The following is a 16,476-nucleotide window of genomic DNA, read 5'->3' on the forward strand; positions in this document are numbered from 1 at the left end:
AGTAATTGGAGAAGTTGTAGCAGGTATTTGTGAATTTGTAGTTGAAGTAACGGCAGATGCTATTGGGAATTTAGTTTCCGGGAATGATGAGGAAAAAGAAACATTATAATAGTTTGTAAAAGTATACAGATGATCCAAATATAAAGGTTGATTTCTAAAAGGGAGTCAGCTTTTTTATTTTTTACATTATATTAATTTTATTTTTTACATTATATTAATTTTATTTGAATATTCATTTGTTATTATGTTTGTGAAACTCATAAAGGAGGTGAATAAATAAAGATGTCGAATTTAGGATCTGATTTATCTAATTCTTGTTTAATTATGGCGAATGTAGACGAAAGGGAATATCATTTTATTATACGTGAACATCCGATTTTAGGGAAAATTATATCGCTACTTGAAAATGGAAAAGAATATGGTTTAATAGATAAACAAATCGCTAATAAAGATAATTTTATTAAATCGGAGCTTATTAAATTAGATTATTTTAACATAGATGTTCTACAGCATACACCTGGATGGATATGGATTGGTATGGATCAATTTGGTTTACATGCTCGTGAGGCTACTTATAACGAAGTAGACGTTATTATGAAGTTGAAAGAGGATTTATATTATATAGATGTATATGAAAAAGTAAAAATGTAATAAATATTTAGTCAGGTTAGGGGACAAGTTCCCGTAGCCTTTTTTGTTTAGTAATAAAACGTAACATTAATATTATATCGATGATAGGACAGCATGATAAGAAGTAAGCTGAAAAGAGGATTTGAAAATACATAAAGAGAACTTTAATTATTACATGAATCTTATATGTAAGTAACAATAGAAAGAAGATGATAAAATGAGTAAAGAAGAGCTTGTAAAACAACAGTTTGGTAATAATGCGGAAAAGTATGTAAAAAGTAAAATTCATGCAAAAGGACCGGATTTACAATATGTAGTTCAACAAGTAGAGTCTCGTCATAATAATCGTCTTCTTGATATTGCTACTGGCGGTGGACATGTTGCGAATGTATTAGCTCCATTGTTTAAAGAAGTAGTTGCCTTAGACTTAACAGAAAAAATGTTAGAGAATGCAAAAAACTTTATTATAAGTAATGGATATGAAAATGTATCTTTTGTCGCTGGAAACGCTGAAAGTTTACCGTTTGCCGATAGTTCTTTTGATACGATTACATGCCGAATTGCAGCACATCATTTTACGAATCCAGCTCAGTTTATTTATGAAGTAAATCGTACGTTAGAACATAATGGATTGTTTATTTTGATAGATAATGTTTCACCGGAAAATAATGAATTTGATACATTTTATAATTTTATAGAAAAAAAGCGAGATCCGAGTCATGAACGAGCGCTGAAAAAAACAGAATGGATTACCATGTTAGAAAAAAACGGTTTGCAAATGCAATCATGCCTTACTTTTGACAAGAAATTTGAATTTGACTGGTGGTGCGATATGATGAATGTACCTTTGCAGAAACGTATGAAATTAACAGAATGTATGATGAAAACACCAGTTGAAATGCAAGAATTCTTTAATATTCAAATTGAAAATAATAAAATAAATTCGTTTTATACTGAAATGGCATTGTTTGTATGCAAAAAAAGCGCGACATTAAAAAGATAAATTTCTTGCAGTCTTTTCAAAGTACGTTATACTTAGTACAGAGAAAATGAGAATTGAGGAAATATAATAATGATTCGCGTACGTATTGAAGGAACTGAAGAAGAAATGCTTGAATTTATGGAGAAAATGCCAGATATTCCTGGATTTGAAAAAACACATATGAGAGAACCGAGAAAAGGAAATAATCCAAAATACGATTCAAGTAAAAATGTACTAGCATATTTATCTTATAAAAAGATTGAAGTCGCCAATAAATAGGTGGCTTTTTTAGTTTGTACCGTTTCACAGCCTTGTCTTTTTCACATAATAATAGTAGTAGACTATGCTGAAGAGGGGTGAGGATAGTTAATAAGAAAATCATCTTTTTTGGAGACTTTGGTATTGACGATGCTGTGGCGTTAATTTATGCAAATAAAACATGTAAATTAGATATTATAGGTATTGTTGCTGAATATGGGAATGTATCGCGAGAGATTGTAACGGAAAATGTGTATTTTTTAGAAAGATACTATGCTACAGAAGTAAAAATCATTGAGGGTGCAGCAAGACCGATGACAGCAGAAGAACCTTTATTCTTTCCTGAAATTCATGGAGATCACGGTTTAGGTCCAATTATTCCACCTGATATGAGGATTTGTAAACGGGAAAATTTTTGTGAATTAATTAAATTAATTGAGCCTTGTCCAGAAGATATCATTATTGTAGCGACAGGACGATTAACAACATTGGCAACGTTATTTTTATTATATCCAAATGTCATGGATAAGGTATGTTCGTATTATATTATGGGTGGTGCTTTTTTATTTCCTGGTAACGTTACTCCTGTATCAGAAGCGAATTTTTATGGAGATCCAATCGCCGCAAATATTGTTATGAAGTACGCAAAGAATGCGACTATTTATCCGTTAAATGTAACACAAGACGCTCTAATTACTCCTGAAATGTTGGATATGATCAATAAAGAAGGAACAGGGCAGGCAAAACTCATTAAACCAATGATCGATTTTTATTATGAGAACTTTTATAAAAAAGAATACCCGGGTATTGCTGGAAGTCCAATTCACGATTTACTTCCGTTCATTTCTTTTATAAATGATGATATTTTTGAATATAAAAAATCTGCAGTTTGGATTAGTACGACAAATGACGTAACAAGAGGACAAAGTGTGGCAGACTTTAGAAAAATAGCTGAGCCGACAACGTTTGATAATAGGCCTATCCAAAAAATTGCAGTTGGTTTTAACTATCTGGCTTTTAAAGAAGAATTTATGCGAACGATATTAAAGCCTGATTGTCCTTAATATGTGGAACTGTATAAATTGTCAGTTCAAAAAAGATCGTTCACTGTTTTGAACTAACTTAGTGGTTAAGCTGTATGAATAACTTATGGAAAATGTAACATAACTAATGGTAAGCAATTGTTTCTAATTATATTTTGATTGGTGAAATATAAAGGAGGTTATCATATGATTTGGTCTTTAATCGTTGGTGGTTTATTAGGATGGTTTGCAAGCTTAATTACTGGAAGAGACGTACCAGGTGGTGTAATTGGTAATATTATTGCTGGTATTATCGGTTCTTGGGTTGGTACGAAATTACTTGGTAGTTTTGGCCCTGTAATAGGCGGGTTTGCAATTATTCCAGCTTTAATCGGTGCGATTATTTTAATTTTCATCGTAAGCTTTTTATTACGAGCAATGCGGAAATGAATGTACGGACTGTTTACATTTGTAAGCAGTCCTTTTTATATGTTATGCTAGTATTATACAATCAGGAGGTGTCAGCATTGAAAACATTTACAGTAAATTTCCATCAAGAAGATAATGCTAAAGCGACAACAGTACATAAATTAAGTGAAGAGGACTTCAATAAAGCAACAGAAAAAGGCACTCGTCATCTATTTGATTTAGATACAAACGTTGGATTCTTCGTATTCTTTGATGCAGAAGATGCAGAAGGTAATGATCAATACTTAATGTTACAATACGAAGGGGATCATGAAGAGCCAACTGCGTGCTACGGATTTGATTTAAAATTATACTATCAATTTTTAGCACTATACTTAAATGATCTTGAATTCCACGGTGAAACAGATGAGGAAGAGGAAGAGTATGGCCCAATTCATCATTTAGCTCACTTACTTTATCATATTGTTGAAGATGGTAAGTCAATCGAAGTGTAAAAATACATATGTAAAGCTGTCCTTTTTGGGCAGCTTTTTTTATTATTATAATAAATGTTATGATTTGCATAATGGTAAATGGATTTCTGATGGTGATAAATGGTTTGATTAAACAGAAAAAGCAACAAAGAAGACTCATCTTTCTTTGTTGCTTTTTCTACGTTTCAGGAAGGATTGCAGTGTAAATGGCGAGAAGGGATATATAAGGAGATGGAAAAAATGATAAATAATACAATTCCAAGTTTTTTAAAATTATGGGAAAGTAACGATGTAGAATTAGCAGTCCTCAACCAATACTTTACTTCGTATCCAGAGATATTTGAAGAATACTTTAAGTATCATTGTCCACATACGAGAGAACGAGTTTCTAATGCCATTAAACAATATCCCGCAAAAATAGAAGAAATTCGTATCATTGCAGAAACATTACCGACTATTATTCAAGAAATAACGAATGAATATCATTATAAATATAACTTTGATGTAAATATGAATTTTCATCTATTTGTTGGAGCTTTTGGCTCTAATGCATTTGTAGAAAGGGAAATTATTGGAGACATATTTTTTGCGGCAGAAAAATTATCTCCAGATGTAAATCACCTTCGTGTTATTGTCGCTCACGAAATAGGACATATATATCATAATGTTATGTTACACAATGATGGAATGGATTGGGGGAAAGCCGATTGGACTGACGGATCAGTTAATTTGTATCGTGAAGGTGTTGCAACATATTTATCAAAGCAAATTATGAGAGGTTTAAATGAATCAGTGTACTACTCATATAACAATGATGGCGAACGTTGGTTACAATGCTATATAGAAAATGAAGAACAAATAAAGAATCGTTTTTTGGAAGATTATATAGAAGGATGGACGTTTGAAAAAGAGAAAGAGTGGTTTCGGTTATCTGGAGGACAGTATTTTGGATACAACCGACTCGGTTATTTTTTAGGAACAGCTTTTGTAGAATATGTTGTACAAGTATTGGGAGAGAGTGAAGCATTTACTTTTTGGAACAAACACAATTTGAAAAGCGGTGTCATGGATTGGTTATCGAAAGGAATAAGATTATAATAGGGGGGCTGAAATGTATGAAAGTGTATGTAAAGATAGCTATGTTATTTCTCGCTTTTACATGCATATTTGCATTAGTAGCATGTAAAGGGACAGACGAAAAAAAGGAAACAAACCCAACCTCGGAAAATAGTAAAAACGAACAAAATAATTCTTCTGAAGAAAAGAAAGAGCCTGAAGTAAAATCAAATAATGAAGGATCAGAAAAAACAAAGACAGATTCAAGCACGAAAGATACAGTTATAAATCAAAAATCAATTAACCACATTAAAGATTTGTTTGAACTAGCGAAAGAAGGAAAAGTACCTAATGTTCCGTTCGCAGCACATACAGGTGATATTGAAGAAATAGAAAGAGATTGGGGTAAAGCAGATAAAACGGAACAAGCAGGCAACGGAATGTATGCTACCTTTACAAATAAAAATGTTTCCTTCGGTTTTAATAAAGGATCACAAGTTTTTGATGTACGCTCCTATCATGCAGAGCTAAAATTAATTACATTACAAGAAATAGAGAAAGCATTAGGAAAACCAGCTTCAGTTAAAGTAAATGGGGAAGATAAAATATACGTATATAAAGTAAACAATCAGTTTGAGTTAAAATTCATTATTCCAAAATCGACTGGTAAGGTAAATCATATTTCGGTATTTTCACCAGAAGATAGTATTAATAAAATGGCAGGGTAATAAAAAAGGGTGTCACAAAAGTCTCGAGACTTTTGTGACATCCTTCTTTTTATAAAGAAAGCATCCTATAAAATATGAGGGGTATGCTCCGAAACGTCTTTATTTATTTTATTACGTTCTACATTATGAATAAACAGTGCTTGAATAATCCCTCCCATTATTAAGAAACAAGCGCAAATATAAAATAGCATGCTACCGTTTAGTTTACTTAATAAAACCGCACCAAGTACAGGACCGCACGTACGAGATATATCCCAATGTAACCCGTAAATTGAAAAATACAATCCACGCTTATCTGTAGGAGCGATTTCTGAAACGAATCGAAGTAAATGGTTTAAGGCAATACTTTCCCCAATGACTAAAAAAAGTAAAGTGAAGAATAGTGACGTGATTGTTGCTGAAATCCCGTAGCCAATTGCAGCTATTGTATAGCAGGTATAAGAAATAAGAATAATTTTCGCCATAGAAAATCGTTCAGACCATTTCACAAGGAAAACTTGCAGGAAGATTTCCATTATAGCCTTGCATGTTGAAATAAAAGCGAGCATGAATACGAAATCTGGAAATATATCTTTAGCGAAAATGCGATAATTTGTCTCAGTTTGAGCATAAAAAAAGCTAATAGGGAGTGTAGTAATCATAAGTCCTAAAACGGCGTAATGCTTGCTTACAAATTGTTTTGAAGATGATACTTCAACTTTTTGCTTTGGCTCTATAAATACTGGAGCGGTTTCTGGAAGCTGCGTCCATACAACTACTGCATATACCATAAGTGTAATGCTTTGCATTATAAATAAATATTCAGGGTGAGTACGATAAAAGATAGCACCAATTATTGGACCGATTACGGAACCAATTGCAGCCATCGTATGCAAAAGAGCAAAAATTTCTGCTTGTTGTTTTTGTGTTGATAAATCAGCAATTTGTGTACGTTGAGCGGGAATATATAGGGAACGGCCAATCCCATTTATGACGTAAAGCAAAGCAAATATAAAAACAGATTGAGCAAAGATGAAGCTACCGATTGCAACGCCTTGTAGCAATAAGCCGAGTAACATAATTTTCTTTCGCCCATATTTATCAGTAATTCCCCCAGCAATAAGTGTAAATACAATGTCTGATAGTGGTTGTAGTCCAAAGATGAGCATAGTTATTATTATATTACCGTTTAACATTTTATTAACGTAAATAATCATAATAAGAGCTAACATGGATTCGGTTGTTCGGGTTAATAATTCGCCGCACAGTCTTATAATAATTGGTTTATTATAACGTAGTAAGAGATTGTTCAATATTAATTCCTCCTTTCTATATTGAAATGATAAGATGAAAGGAGAAGTGGAAAAAGGGTAGAAACAAAAGGGGTTATTTTTCACCTTTTAGGGGGATTATGATGTTTATTTTAGATCAGTATATTGCACTATGGTGTACCTATGGTAAAGGGAGACAAGAAGGAGAACAATTAGAAGTAACCGTACAAATGATAGCAGAAACATTATTTTGTACGGAGCGTAATAGTAAATTAATAATAAAAAAATTAGAAGAGTTAAATTGGATCGCTTGGTTTCCAGGGCGCGGAAGAGGGAATCGTTCTAAATTAATATTTCAAAAGCAACCGATGACATTGATTTTAGACAGAGGAAAAGAACTAACGAAAAAAGGGGATGTGAAAAGTGGAATCTCATTTGTGGAACGCTACAGCTCACAATTTCCATCAGTAAAGAAAGAATATGAAGCTTGGGTAGATTCAATATTTGGTCATAAAATAGAAAGGACACCTGATGGAAGAAAAGATGTACTTCGGTTGCAAGTACAAATGAATCTAGACATCGCTTTAGATCCGGTATACGCTACGATGCGCTCAGAATGTCATATGGTTAAACATATTTTTGATACACTCGTATATGTGAATGAGGAAACAAATTGTATAGAGCCAAGACTTGCTTTTCACTGGCAATATAATGACGCTGAAAAGGTTTGGACATTTTATTTAAGAAAAGGCGTTCATCTTCATAATAGAAAACGACTTACCGCACATGATGTTATACATTCATTAAATCGATTTATGAAAGCGGAAAACAACCCACACGCATGGATGTTGCAACATGTTAAAAATGTCCATGCAGTGGATGAATTTGTTGTTGAAATTCAATTACATACGGAAAATAGGATGTTTTTACATATGCTAAGTGCAGAACAGTGTTCTATCGTACATGAAGATGAAAAAGGAAGCTTTATTGGTACAGGTCCTTTTATATTACGTGAGAAAAATGCACAGTTATTTGTATTAGAAGTGCATGATTTATATTATCGTGAAAGACCTTTTCTTGACCGAATTGAACTAATGAATGTAGAGCAAAATGTAAATACGTATGATGTATTAGTAAAGACGCAGTATAAAGATAAAGAAAAGCCCAATAAAGAGTTGTCTCGGCTTGAATCGAACGTGACATATGTAACGTGCAATCTTGTAAAAGAAGGGCCAATGCAAGATGAGTTGTTTCGAAAGGCGCTTTATAAAATTATTCATGGCGATAAAATTGTTCAAGAGCTCTGCGGCGAACGTGGAGAAGTGGCAAAGAAACTAATATTAGCAAATGAAAGCATAGTAGAGATTGAGGAAGATATAGCTAGTTTAATTAAAAGGAGTACGTACCATTATGAAGTGCTACAACTCTACACATTTACAGGACAAGATCACGTAGAAGATGCACAATGGATTCAGAAAGAGTGTGCGAAGTATGGGATTCGTGTAGAAAATAAATTTCTTGAAGTTGAAGAGTTATTGGAAATCAGTACGATACAAAAGGCTGATATGATGCATGATAGTGCAACTATTAGTGAACGTATTGAAGATAGTCTGCTATATATGTTTCTTACAAAAAATAGCTTTATTCATGGGCAAAGCAGCATGAACTTTCATAAAATGTTGTCCCCGTATTTTAAAGAAGAACATTTAGAGAATAGAGTTACATTGTTACGCAATATTGAGGACACTTTGTTGCGTCACATTCATATTATTCCTTTATATCGTAACAAACAACAAGTAACTTCTCACGAAAAAGTACAAAATATAATGATTAATTCACAAGGGTGGATTGATTTTTATGAAATATGGTTTACATGCTGATATATAAGGGTTTTTACGCATTTTATAGGATGCGTGAGAACCTTATTTTTTTGTGTGAAAGAGGGTTGTTTTACACATTGTTACGCTACCTATGATAAAAGTCTATTTACAGCGTAACAGTGTTATGTTACATTGTTATCAGGAAGGAGTGTTATACAGTTGAGTACAGATTTAATTTCAAAAAAAGATTTATTAGAACTAACTGGTATTTCATACGGACAGTTATATAGGTGGAAAAGAAAAAATTTAATACCGGAAGATTGGTTTGTACGAAAGTCAACATTCACGGGTCAAGAGACATTTTTTCCGAAAGAAAAGATATTAGAGCGTATTGATAAAATCCAAACGATGAAAGAAGATTTATCACTTGATGAACTAGCAAATATGTTTTCACCGAGTGTAAGAGAAATCCTTTTAACAAAGGAAGACGTCTTACGTAAAGGAATTGCATCAGAGCCAGTTTTACAATTCTTCATAGAACAAACGAATAAAACAACAGAGTTTCAATTTGTAGATATTCTTTATGTGTATATGTTAGAAGAATTACTACAATCGGGAGAGATTAGTTTAGAAGAAGGAAAAATGGTCTTGCAAGTTTTACGTGAAAATTATGAGGCGATTAAGCATAAAGCTTGTGACTTAATCATCGTCCGAAAGTTAGGGATTTCTACATGTTTCTTAGTTTCAAACGTGGACGATTTAATTTTTGAAAAAGGTACCAAAATAGTTTTACGCGAAGCGATTATGAAATATACCGAAGCATTAAAAACGAAACTGTTGTAGTGGAGGAGAAAGTATGCGTACAGATAATTTGATTATAAATGGTTACGGTTCATCGAATGGCGGCGAGTTTCTTAAAGTGCAATTAAATGGAAAAGGGACTGTTAATGGAAATGTTGAATGTGATCAATTTGAATGTAACGGTTACGGTGCTGTTACTGGAAATTTGAAAAGTAGCAATGCAAGAATTAGTGGATCGGGTAAAGTCGATGGTACAGTTATTGCGGAAACGATGCGAATTGATGGGAAAGCAACAATTACGCAAGATGTGAAGGCGAACAGTTTAAAAATTGCAGGAAAAGGTACAGTAGGTGGAAATGTAACTGGTGAAAAATTTAAAATCAACGGTCAAGCAACGATTGATGGGAATTGTGAAGTGGATACTTTTTCTTCAGAAGGACAATTTACAATTGGTGGATTATTAAGCGCCGATGAAATAAATATTAATATTCACGGTACATGTCGAGCAAAAGAAATTGGTGGTCAAACGATTAAAGTAAAACATAGACTAAGTACTTTTAGTAGACTGTTTAAATCAGTATTTGGTATGCAATTAGAGGCTGAACTATTAGAAGGTGACAATATCGATATTGATTATGCTCACATAAAAACGGTAAGAGGAAACAATGTTACAGTAGGAGCGAACTGTGAGATTGAACTGATCGAATATACGGGTGTTCTTACTGTTGATAAAAGCGCAAATGTAAAAGAAATGAAGCAGATTTAATGGAAGGGAGAAAGTAATATGGAACATCAACATAGTCTTACTGTTAATGGTTCTGGTAGTTCAGCAGGCGGGGATTATAACAAAGTGAAGATTCGCGGTGAAGGAACGATTTCTAATGATATGAGCTGTAATGAATTTAAAACGTACGGAACGAGTGAAGTGCGCGGTAATATGAAAGTGAAAAATTATGTCGTGTATGGAGATAGTGAAGTACAAGGAAATGTAACTGCTGAATATGTAAAAGTATACGGAAATACACAAATGAATAGTGATGCCCATATTGAAAAAACGAAAGTAAGAGGTATGATAGAAGTTAAAGGGAAGTTTACTGGTGATTTCGTAGATGTGAAAGGCGCTTTAAATGTGAAAGGAGATATTGAAGTTGAAGAACTATCACTAACTGGTGGCCTTGAAAGTGATGGATTACTTAATGCTGAAAATATTGATATTTCACTTCGTTATGAAGGAAGTAAAGTGAGAGAGATTGGCGGTAAGAAGATTACCGTTCATAAAAAAGCGAGATTTATTCCATTTACAAGTCATGCTGGAAGCCTCCAAACGTCTATCATTGAAGGAGATGAAATTTATTTAGAGCATACGATTGCTGAAGTTGTAAGAGGAAACAACGTTACCATTGGTCCAGGATGTGAAATTAGTGTTGTAGAATATCATACTAGTTTTAACCAAAAAGGTAATGCAGTCGTAAAAGAACATAAACAAATATAAGTAGTACGAGGGAGAGCAAGGTTATGGTTGAGAAGAATAATAAGCTCGGCTTTGTTGTGGCGGGCTTATTGCTAGGTATTTTAATGGCATCAATGGATAATACCATTGTCGTAACGGCGATGGGAACGATTGTTGGTGACTTAGGAGGCCTTGAAAACTTTGTATGGGTCGTTTCTGCCTATATGGTCGCAGAAATGGCAGGTATGCCGATATTCGGAAAACTATCAGATATGTATGGTAGAAAGAGATTCTTTATTTTCGGTTTAATCGTCTTTATGATTGGTTCGGCACTTTGTGGTACTGCTGAAAATATTACACAGTTAGGTATTTATCGTGCCATTCAAGGTATTGGCGGCGGGGCATTAGTGCCGATCGCGTTTACTATCGTTTTTGATATTTTCCCTCCTGAAAAGCGCGGGAAAATGGGTGGATTATTCGGAGCAGTATTTGGTTTATCAAGTATTTTTGGTCCGTTGCTTGGTGCGTATATTACAGATTACATAAGCTGGCACTGGGTATTTTACATTAACTTACCGCTTGGCGTTTTAGCACTTATTTTTATTACATTCTTTTATAAAGAATCACGAGTTCATAGAAAGCAAAAAATTGATTGGTTTGGCGCAATTACTTTAGTTGGTGCAGTAGTTTCGCTAATGTTTGCTTTAGAACTAGGTGGACAAAAGTATGATTGGGATTCTAACTTTATTTTAAGTTTATTTGGCGGATTCGCTATTTTAATTATTGCATTTATTTTTATTGAACGTAAAGTAGAAGAACCGATCATTTCATTTGAAATGTTTAAACAACGTTTATTCGGAATGAGTACCATTATTGCATTATGTTACGGTGCTGCGTTCATGTCAGCAACTGTATACATACCGTTATTCATTCAAGGTGTATACGGTGGTAGCGCAACAAACTCAGGATTATTACTTTTACCGATGATGTTAGGATCAGTCGTAACAGCTCAATTAGGTGGATTTTTAACGACGAAGCTTAGCTACCGAAACATTATGATTATTTCTGCTGTTATTATGCTAATTGGACTATTCTTATTAAGCACATTAACGCCAGAAACAAGTCGTATATTATTAACGGTTTATATGATTATTATTGGATTTGGAGTAGGTTTCTCATTCTCTGTACTAAGTATGGCAGCTATTCACAACTTCGGTATAGAACAGCGTGGATCTGCAACTTCAACGAGTAATTTCATTCGTTCACTAGGAATGACACTTGGTATTACAATCTTCGGAATGATTCAAAGAACAGGTTTCCAAGATCAATTAGAAGAAGCTTTTAAAGGTATGAGCGGAGGAATGAATACAAACGCTTTAGGAGATTCAAGAGCTATTCTATCAGAATCGGCAAGATCTCAAATCCCGCCGCAAATATTAGAGAAAATTATTGACGCTCTTTCTAGCTCCATTGTTCAAACATTTATGTGGGCATTGGTACCAGCAGGTCTAGCATTCATATTTATTTTCTTTATGGGAAATGAGCGTATGGTAATTAAGAAAAAACAAACGAATAAAAAGAGTGAAACATCAAAAGCGTAATGAAAAAGCTCCTTTCCAATTGGAAAGGAGCTTTTTCGTATGTACGGATTTAGATTAGCCTTCGATAATTTCGTATTCTTCGTCTGCTAATAATAAAATTTGTGTCTTCTTACCTTTGTTTTGAACTTCGATTACATCGTATGCACCTAAGTCTCTTAGTTTGTTTTGAGAAGCGTTAACCATAACTTCCATAGAATCAATTAAGATATCTTCTTCAATGTATGATTCAGGCAATGCCATATCTTCTGTTTCTAATACACATGCATATAGATTTTGTAAGTTTTCAGCAGTTGGGTTTTGTTCCTCAACATCAATGATGTTCTTTACTGCATCCATATTTTCTTCTTTTGCTTGGTATACTTTAATTTTAGCCATTGTTTTATTCTCCTTTATAACGTAATCGTAGAGGCTACACCTTATTATAACGTTTTTTTCATGAAAGATGAAATTGTTATATGTATTTATAGGGAAATTTATGTGTTATTACTCATTATTGGCGTAATTTCATTATTAATGTGATAAGTAAGTACCTATATTCCTGAGTTAAAGTTATATTGTCCAAGCTTTTTTATGCTCCGTTCATATTATATGTATTAGATAAAACATATAGGGAAGGGATGGAGTATAAGTGGGTTGTGAGCCGAAACGAAATTATCAATGCTGCCAAAATAGTATTTGTGAATTTTTGCGAAGTCTAGAGCCTTTTACAAAAGTTGAGAGTATTGAAATAGCTGGAAACGAAATTTATGTATCTTATTTTCTATCATTTAATAAGAGGAATGGTATCGTATCCTTCGTACAAGAGGACAATGAGGTTATTTTTCTAGATTGCTCTAGGATTGATGCAATCCGAATAGGAAAAGTTTGTAGTTGTAAAACGAAAGTTAAATTTATTGAAGAGGATTTTAGTCTACTTGGAAATGTTTGTCCGCAATGTTTAACAGAGGGAAGTACACTCTTTTTTGATTTTGACAATCCAGAATTGAATATATCACTACAAGCAAAAACAATTGATGCACCTAGTTGTACTGAATTTATAGATGAGCTGGGGAATGTCGTAAAGCAAATTACTATAATAGGTGAAGCGATTGTTTCTAAAGATTTTGTTCAAGTGCCGGAACTATTAAACTTTCGATTAGTTTTATCTTATACGGCTACGAATCCTTTAAAGTTTGGAATACTGTTCATTAATTTCCCTGATCTTACGTTTATTATTCTTTTCGCATCGAGTGGATACCTCAACATTTCGAACTGCTTGAAAATCGAGAGTGGAACTGGTAATGCTGAGATAGAAGAGATGAAAAAGATGATATCGAATGTCGATAATACGTACACATCTGTTGTTAAAGTGACTAAAGTATATAAAAACGGAGGAACAGAATCATTTATTTCTAAGAAGGAGTTATAACATACGTATTTAAATGAACCCTCAAACGAGTATTGAGGGGTATTACATAATAAAAGATGATAATCGGTTACATGTAGATTGCAATTATTATTAAGTATATTTACTGTTAACCTTTATACAGGACAGTCGCTTACTATTCATTAGATGTTATAATAATTTTATATTTACGAATATTTTACGATTATATATAGTTTAATAAACTTTTGTTTATATATGAAAAGTAGAGTTAAACTGATTCCAAAGAAAGCGGGAATGTACATGATATATGAAGCGAGTATACATACGAGAGAAAAATTAGTTACTATGTTCGAGGATTTCAATAACGTTGTTTTACTTTCTTATTTACAAGGACATATGGGTACTGCTTGGGTAAATAATCTTGAAAACCCAACAGTAGCGCAAGTTAAGGTAGGGATCTTTACATTTTACGCTGGTGATTCGAATGCGAAAGAAACTGAAGAATTAGTACGTAACATTCCTGATAGAATGTTAGTAATCGCAAATAGTGAAGAGTGGAAAAAGCGTTTAGAAACATTTTACGAAAGAAAAATAGATAAGTTTTTACGCTATAAGTTCAAACGGAATGCGGAAGTTTTTAATCATTCAAAATTACAATCTTTTATATCAGCGCTTCCAAAAGGATACGAGTTACGAAAAATAGATGAACATATCGTAAATATTCCCACATTACATAAGGTCTCTGAAGATTTTACAAGTCAATTTCAAACGGTGGAAGATTATATAAACCGAGGTATAGGTTATAGCATTTTATATAAAGATGAAGTTGTATGTGGTGCATCATCGTATAGTATTTATGATAATGGCATTGAAATTGAAGTGGCGACTGATCACAATCATAGAAGAAAAGGGTTGGCAACTATAGTTAGTGCGGCGTTAATCTTGGAGTGTCTAGAAAAAGGGATATATCCAAATTGGGATGCAGCGAATACTACGTCTGCTAAACTAGCAGAAAAGCTAGGATATGTTTTTGATAAGGCGTATGATGCTTATTTTGTGGATAATAGGTAAATGAATGAATTTGTACAATTGTACAACAGAAAAAGTCTAGAAAATCCTATAAAATTCGTGTTAATTACTCTTTTTTTAAATTACAAATTGGGTATAAAAATCGACTTGAAAAAGTCGGTTTTTATTTTTTAACAATAAGGTGCATCCAATATTAATTTGCTGTTGCATAGATATTATGGAATGAAGAAATTAACAAAATTAATTTTATTTGTCTTAATAAATTTAAGAATAGATTTTTGAAAGTTTCTTCGAAAATATGGATATCCTTTTTACTATTGAACTTAATCAACATATTATGGTGTTTTTCCGCGATAATAGTTAAGAATTTTTTTAATAGGTAAATATTCATAAAAACTAATTATATTAAACTGTGTGTATTTGACTATTAAAGATAGAATACTATCTTTATTTGCAAATGATAAAAGTGACTATGATACAAACCCACGCATTAATAGAAAAAATACATATACAGTAAAGAGAGTTAAAAAACTCTAATTTTTTTATAAAGGAGATTATAAAATATGAGCGAACAATGCCCAATTAATGTACCATGTCAGGTAGATGGACAAACTCAAACGCCATTAAGTGATGCAGCTGCAACACCAATTCTTACTCCAGGAACACCGATTGTAAAAATACCAGTTGTATTAGCAGAAAGAACAATTCAAATTGTTGTAGAATCTGATATTTCATTAGATCCTCCAGCAACTGAGATTAAACGTGTGTTAAAAAATGTATTTTTAACACAATGTAAGTTAGTTCCTGTAGCATTTACTCCAGTACCAGGTACAAATTACCGCCGAGTTACAAGAGCAAAATTATTTGTACAAGGATATATTCGTAAAAATATTGAATATGCAAATGATGAGTGTAATGGAGTGCTATATGATCGTATTGCAAATGTTCCATTTTCTGGTTTTGCAGATTTAACAGCAGCTGATTTTCTATCACAAGCTGTAGTAGCTTCTTCCTCAGATACTACATCTCACTTTATTAATCCTAAAAATGGTGATTTACCACGTTTAGACAAATACTTCTTCGAAAATACAGTTTTTTATAATGAACAACCATATTGTGAATTAGTAAGCGCACAATTTTTCGAATTAGACTTTTCACCTTGTCCAACAGAATTAAACGAGCCATTTGGAACTCTTCGTGAAAAAATTGTACTAGATCTTACTTTAAAAGTTTTACAAGTACAACAAGTACAAGTATAAGACTAAAAAAGCATTGTCTTTAATAAAAAGACAATGTCTTTTTTATTATTATAAAACATATATAATGATGAAAATGAATACGTGTAAAATAACATATTTTCCTGAATTTTATTAGATGGGGGGATGGTGATGAATAAGCCATGGATTGGTAAGGTGCTATGGGATGAAATTCACAAGTATAAAGATCTAAATAAACAAGATAATTCACGAGAAAGAATAGTAAAGAAAGAAGAGGAAGTATCTGAAGTAAAGAAAGAAGAGGAAGTATGTGAAGTAAAGAAAGAAGAGGAAGTATCTGAAGTAAAGAAAGAAGAGGAAGTAT

General features: G+C 32.9%; 18 protein-coding genes and 1 pseudogene. 17 read left to right on the top strand and 2 right to left on the bottom strand.

Annotated features, from left to right (window positions below):
* The first annotated feature begins 282 nt into the window (after window positions 1–282).
* The 8 genes from ILT06_RS17040 (at window position 283) to ILT06_RS17075 (ending at window position 5,578) form a co-directional block, all read left to right on the top strand.
* Entirely contained in the window at window positions 283–651 is a 369-nt protein-coding gene (locus ILT06_RS17040; RefSeq protein ID WP_098103617.1) for a hypothetical protein, read from the top strand.
* A gap of 196 nt (window positions 652–847) precedes the next feature.
* Window positions 848–1,633: a class I SAM-dependent methyltransferase gene (locus tag ILT06_RS17045; protein WP_064475560.1), complete on the top strand. Its 786-nt coding sequence runs from the start codon at window positions 848–850 to the stop codon at window positions 1,631–1,633.
* Window positions 1,634–1,702: 69 nt separating this feature from the next.
* Window positions 1,703–1,891 (top strand): DUF3970 family protein, encoded by a 189-nt coding sequence (locus tag ILT06_RS17050; RefSeq protein WP_000621879.1) that lies wholly within the window; start codon window positions 1,703–1,705, stop codon window positions 1,889–1,891.
* Between the two features lie 77 nt (window positions 1,892–1,968).
* Entirely contained in the window at window positions 1,969–2,934 is a 966-nt protein-coding gene (locus ILT06_RS17055; protein ID WP_064475558.1) for a nucleoside hydrolase, read from the top strand.
* 165 nt (window positions 2,935–3,099) lie between these two features.
* A complete protein-coding gene (locus ILT06_RS17060) occupies window positions 3,100–3,342 on the top strand; it encodes a GlsB/YeaQ/YmgE family stress response membrane protein (protein ID WP_064475557.1) in 243 nt (80 codons plus the stop codon).
* Window positions 3,343–3,419: 77 nt separating this feature from the next.
* A complete protein-coding gene (locus ILT06_RS17065; RefSeq protein WP_000847586.1) occupies window positions 3,420–3,815 on the top strand; it encodes a hypothetical protein in 396 nt (131 codons plus the stop codon).
* Window positions 3,816–4,034: 219 nt separating this feature from the next.
* Window positions 4,035–4,892 carry a gluzincin family metallopeptidase gene (locus ILT06_RS17070; RefSeq protein WP_064475556.1) on the top strand — a complete coding sequence of 286 codons (858 nt, stop codon included), beginning with the start codon at window positions 4,035–4,037 and terminating at the stop codon, window positions 4,890–4,892.
* A gap of 17 nt (window positions 4,893–4,909) precedes the next feature.
* Window positions 4,910–5,578: a YjgB family protein gene (locus ILT06_RS17075; RefSeq protein ID WP_154131825.1), complete on the top strand. Its 669-nt coding sequence runs from the start codon at window positions 4,910–4,912 to the stop codon at window positions 5,576–5,578.
* A 65-nt stretch (window positions 5,579–5,643) separates the two neighbouring features.
* Here the strand turns inward: ILT06_RS17075 and ILT06_RS17080 are convergent, their stop codons facing one another.
* Complete coding sequence (locus tag ILT06_RS17080; protein WP_222655310.1) at window positions 5,644–6,870, bottom strand: MDR family MFS transporter; 1,227 nt, start codon at window positions 6,868–6,870, stop codon at window positions 5,644–5,646.
* Between the two features lie 101 nt (window positions 6,871–6,971).
* Here ILT06_RS17080 and ILT06_RS17085 point away from each other — a divergent pair, with 101 nt between their 5' ends.
* From ILT06_RS17085 to ILT06_RS17105, 5 genes are all read left to right on the top strand, one after another.
* A complete protein-coding gene (locus ILT06_RS17085) occupies window positions 6,972–8,708 on the top strand; it encodes an ABC transporter substrate-binding protein (RefSeq protein ID WP_222655311.1) in 1,737 nt (578 codons plus the stop codon).
* Window positions 8,709–8,867: 159 nt separating this feature from the next.
* A complete protein-coding gene (locus ILT06_RS17090; protein ID WP_000102255.1) occupies window positions 8,868–9,491 on the top strand; it encodes a YhbD family protein in 624 nt (207 codons plus the stop codon).
* Window positions 9,492–9,504: 13 nt separating this feature from the next.
* Window positions 9,505–10,215, top strand: coding sequence for a bactofilin family protein (locus tag ILT06_RS17095; RefSeq protein WP_001258388.1), 711 nt, complete (start codon window positions 9,505–9,507; stop codon window positions 10,213–10,215).
* Between the two features lie 18 nt (window positions 10,216–10,233).
* The gene (locus ILT06_RS17100; RefSeq protein ID WP_000401032.1) at window positions 10,234–10,941 is read left to right on the top strand and encodes a hypothetical protein; all 708 of its coding nucleotides are present in this window, start codon (window positions 10,234–10,236) and stop codon (window positions 10,939–10,941) included.
* Window positions 10,942–10,964: 23 nt separating this feature from the next.
* Window positions 10,965–12,500 carry an MDR family MFS transporter gene (locus ILT06_RS17105; protein WP_222655312.1) on the top strand — a complete coding sequence of 512 codons (1,536 nt, stop codon included), beginning with the start codon at window positions 10,965–10,967 and terminating at the stop codon, window positions 12,498–12,500.
* A gap of 54 nt (window positions 12,501–12,554) precedes the next feature.
* On the opposite strand, the gene ILT06_RS17110 is transcribed toward ILT06_RS17105, so the two are convergent.
* On the bottom strand, window positions 12,555–12,875 hold the full coding sequence (locus ILT06_RS17110; RefSeq protein WP_001062728.1) for a hypothetical protein: 321 nt from the start codon (window positions 12,873–12,875) through the stop codon (window positions 12,555–12,557).
* Window positions 12,876–13,128: 253 nt separating this feature from the next.
* On the opposite strand from ILT06_RS17110, the gene ILT06_RS17115 reads away from it, so the two are divergent.
* From ILT06_RS17115 to ILT06_RS17130, 4 genes and pseudogenes are all read left to right on the top strand, one after another.
* Complete coding sequence (locus ILT06_RS17115) at window positions 13,129–13,908, top strand: BC_2878 family exosporium-associated protein (RefSeq protein WP_222655313.1); 780 nt, start codon at window positions 13,129–13,131, stop codon at window positions 13,906–13,908.
* A 258-nt stretch (window positions 13,909–14,166) separates the two neighbouring features.
* Window positions 14,167–14,937: a GNAT family N-acetyltransferase gene (locus ILT06_RS17120; RefSeq protein WP_222655314.1), complete on the top strand. Its 771-nt coding sequence runs from the start codon at window positions 14,167–14,169 to the stop codon at window positions 14,935–14,937.
* A 521-nt stretch (window positions 14,938–15,458) separates the two neighbouring features.
* Window positions 15,459–16,154: a CsxC family protein gene (locus ILT06_RS17125; RefSeq protein WP_002013348.1), complete on the top strand. Its 696-nt coding sequence runs from the start codon at window positions 15,459–15,461 to the stop codon at window positions 16,152–16,154.
* A gap of 129 nt (window positions 16,155–16,283) precedes the next feature.
* Window positions 16,284–16,476: pseudogene (locus tag ILT06_RS17130) on the top strand (BC_2427 family protein); the annotation flags it as partial.

Source organism: Bacillus sp. 17RED48, assembly GCF_019837545.1.
Lineage (GTDB): Bacteria > Bacillota > Bacilli > Bacillales > Bacillaceae_G > Bacillus_A > Bacillus_A wiedmannii.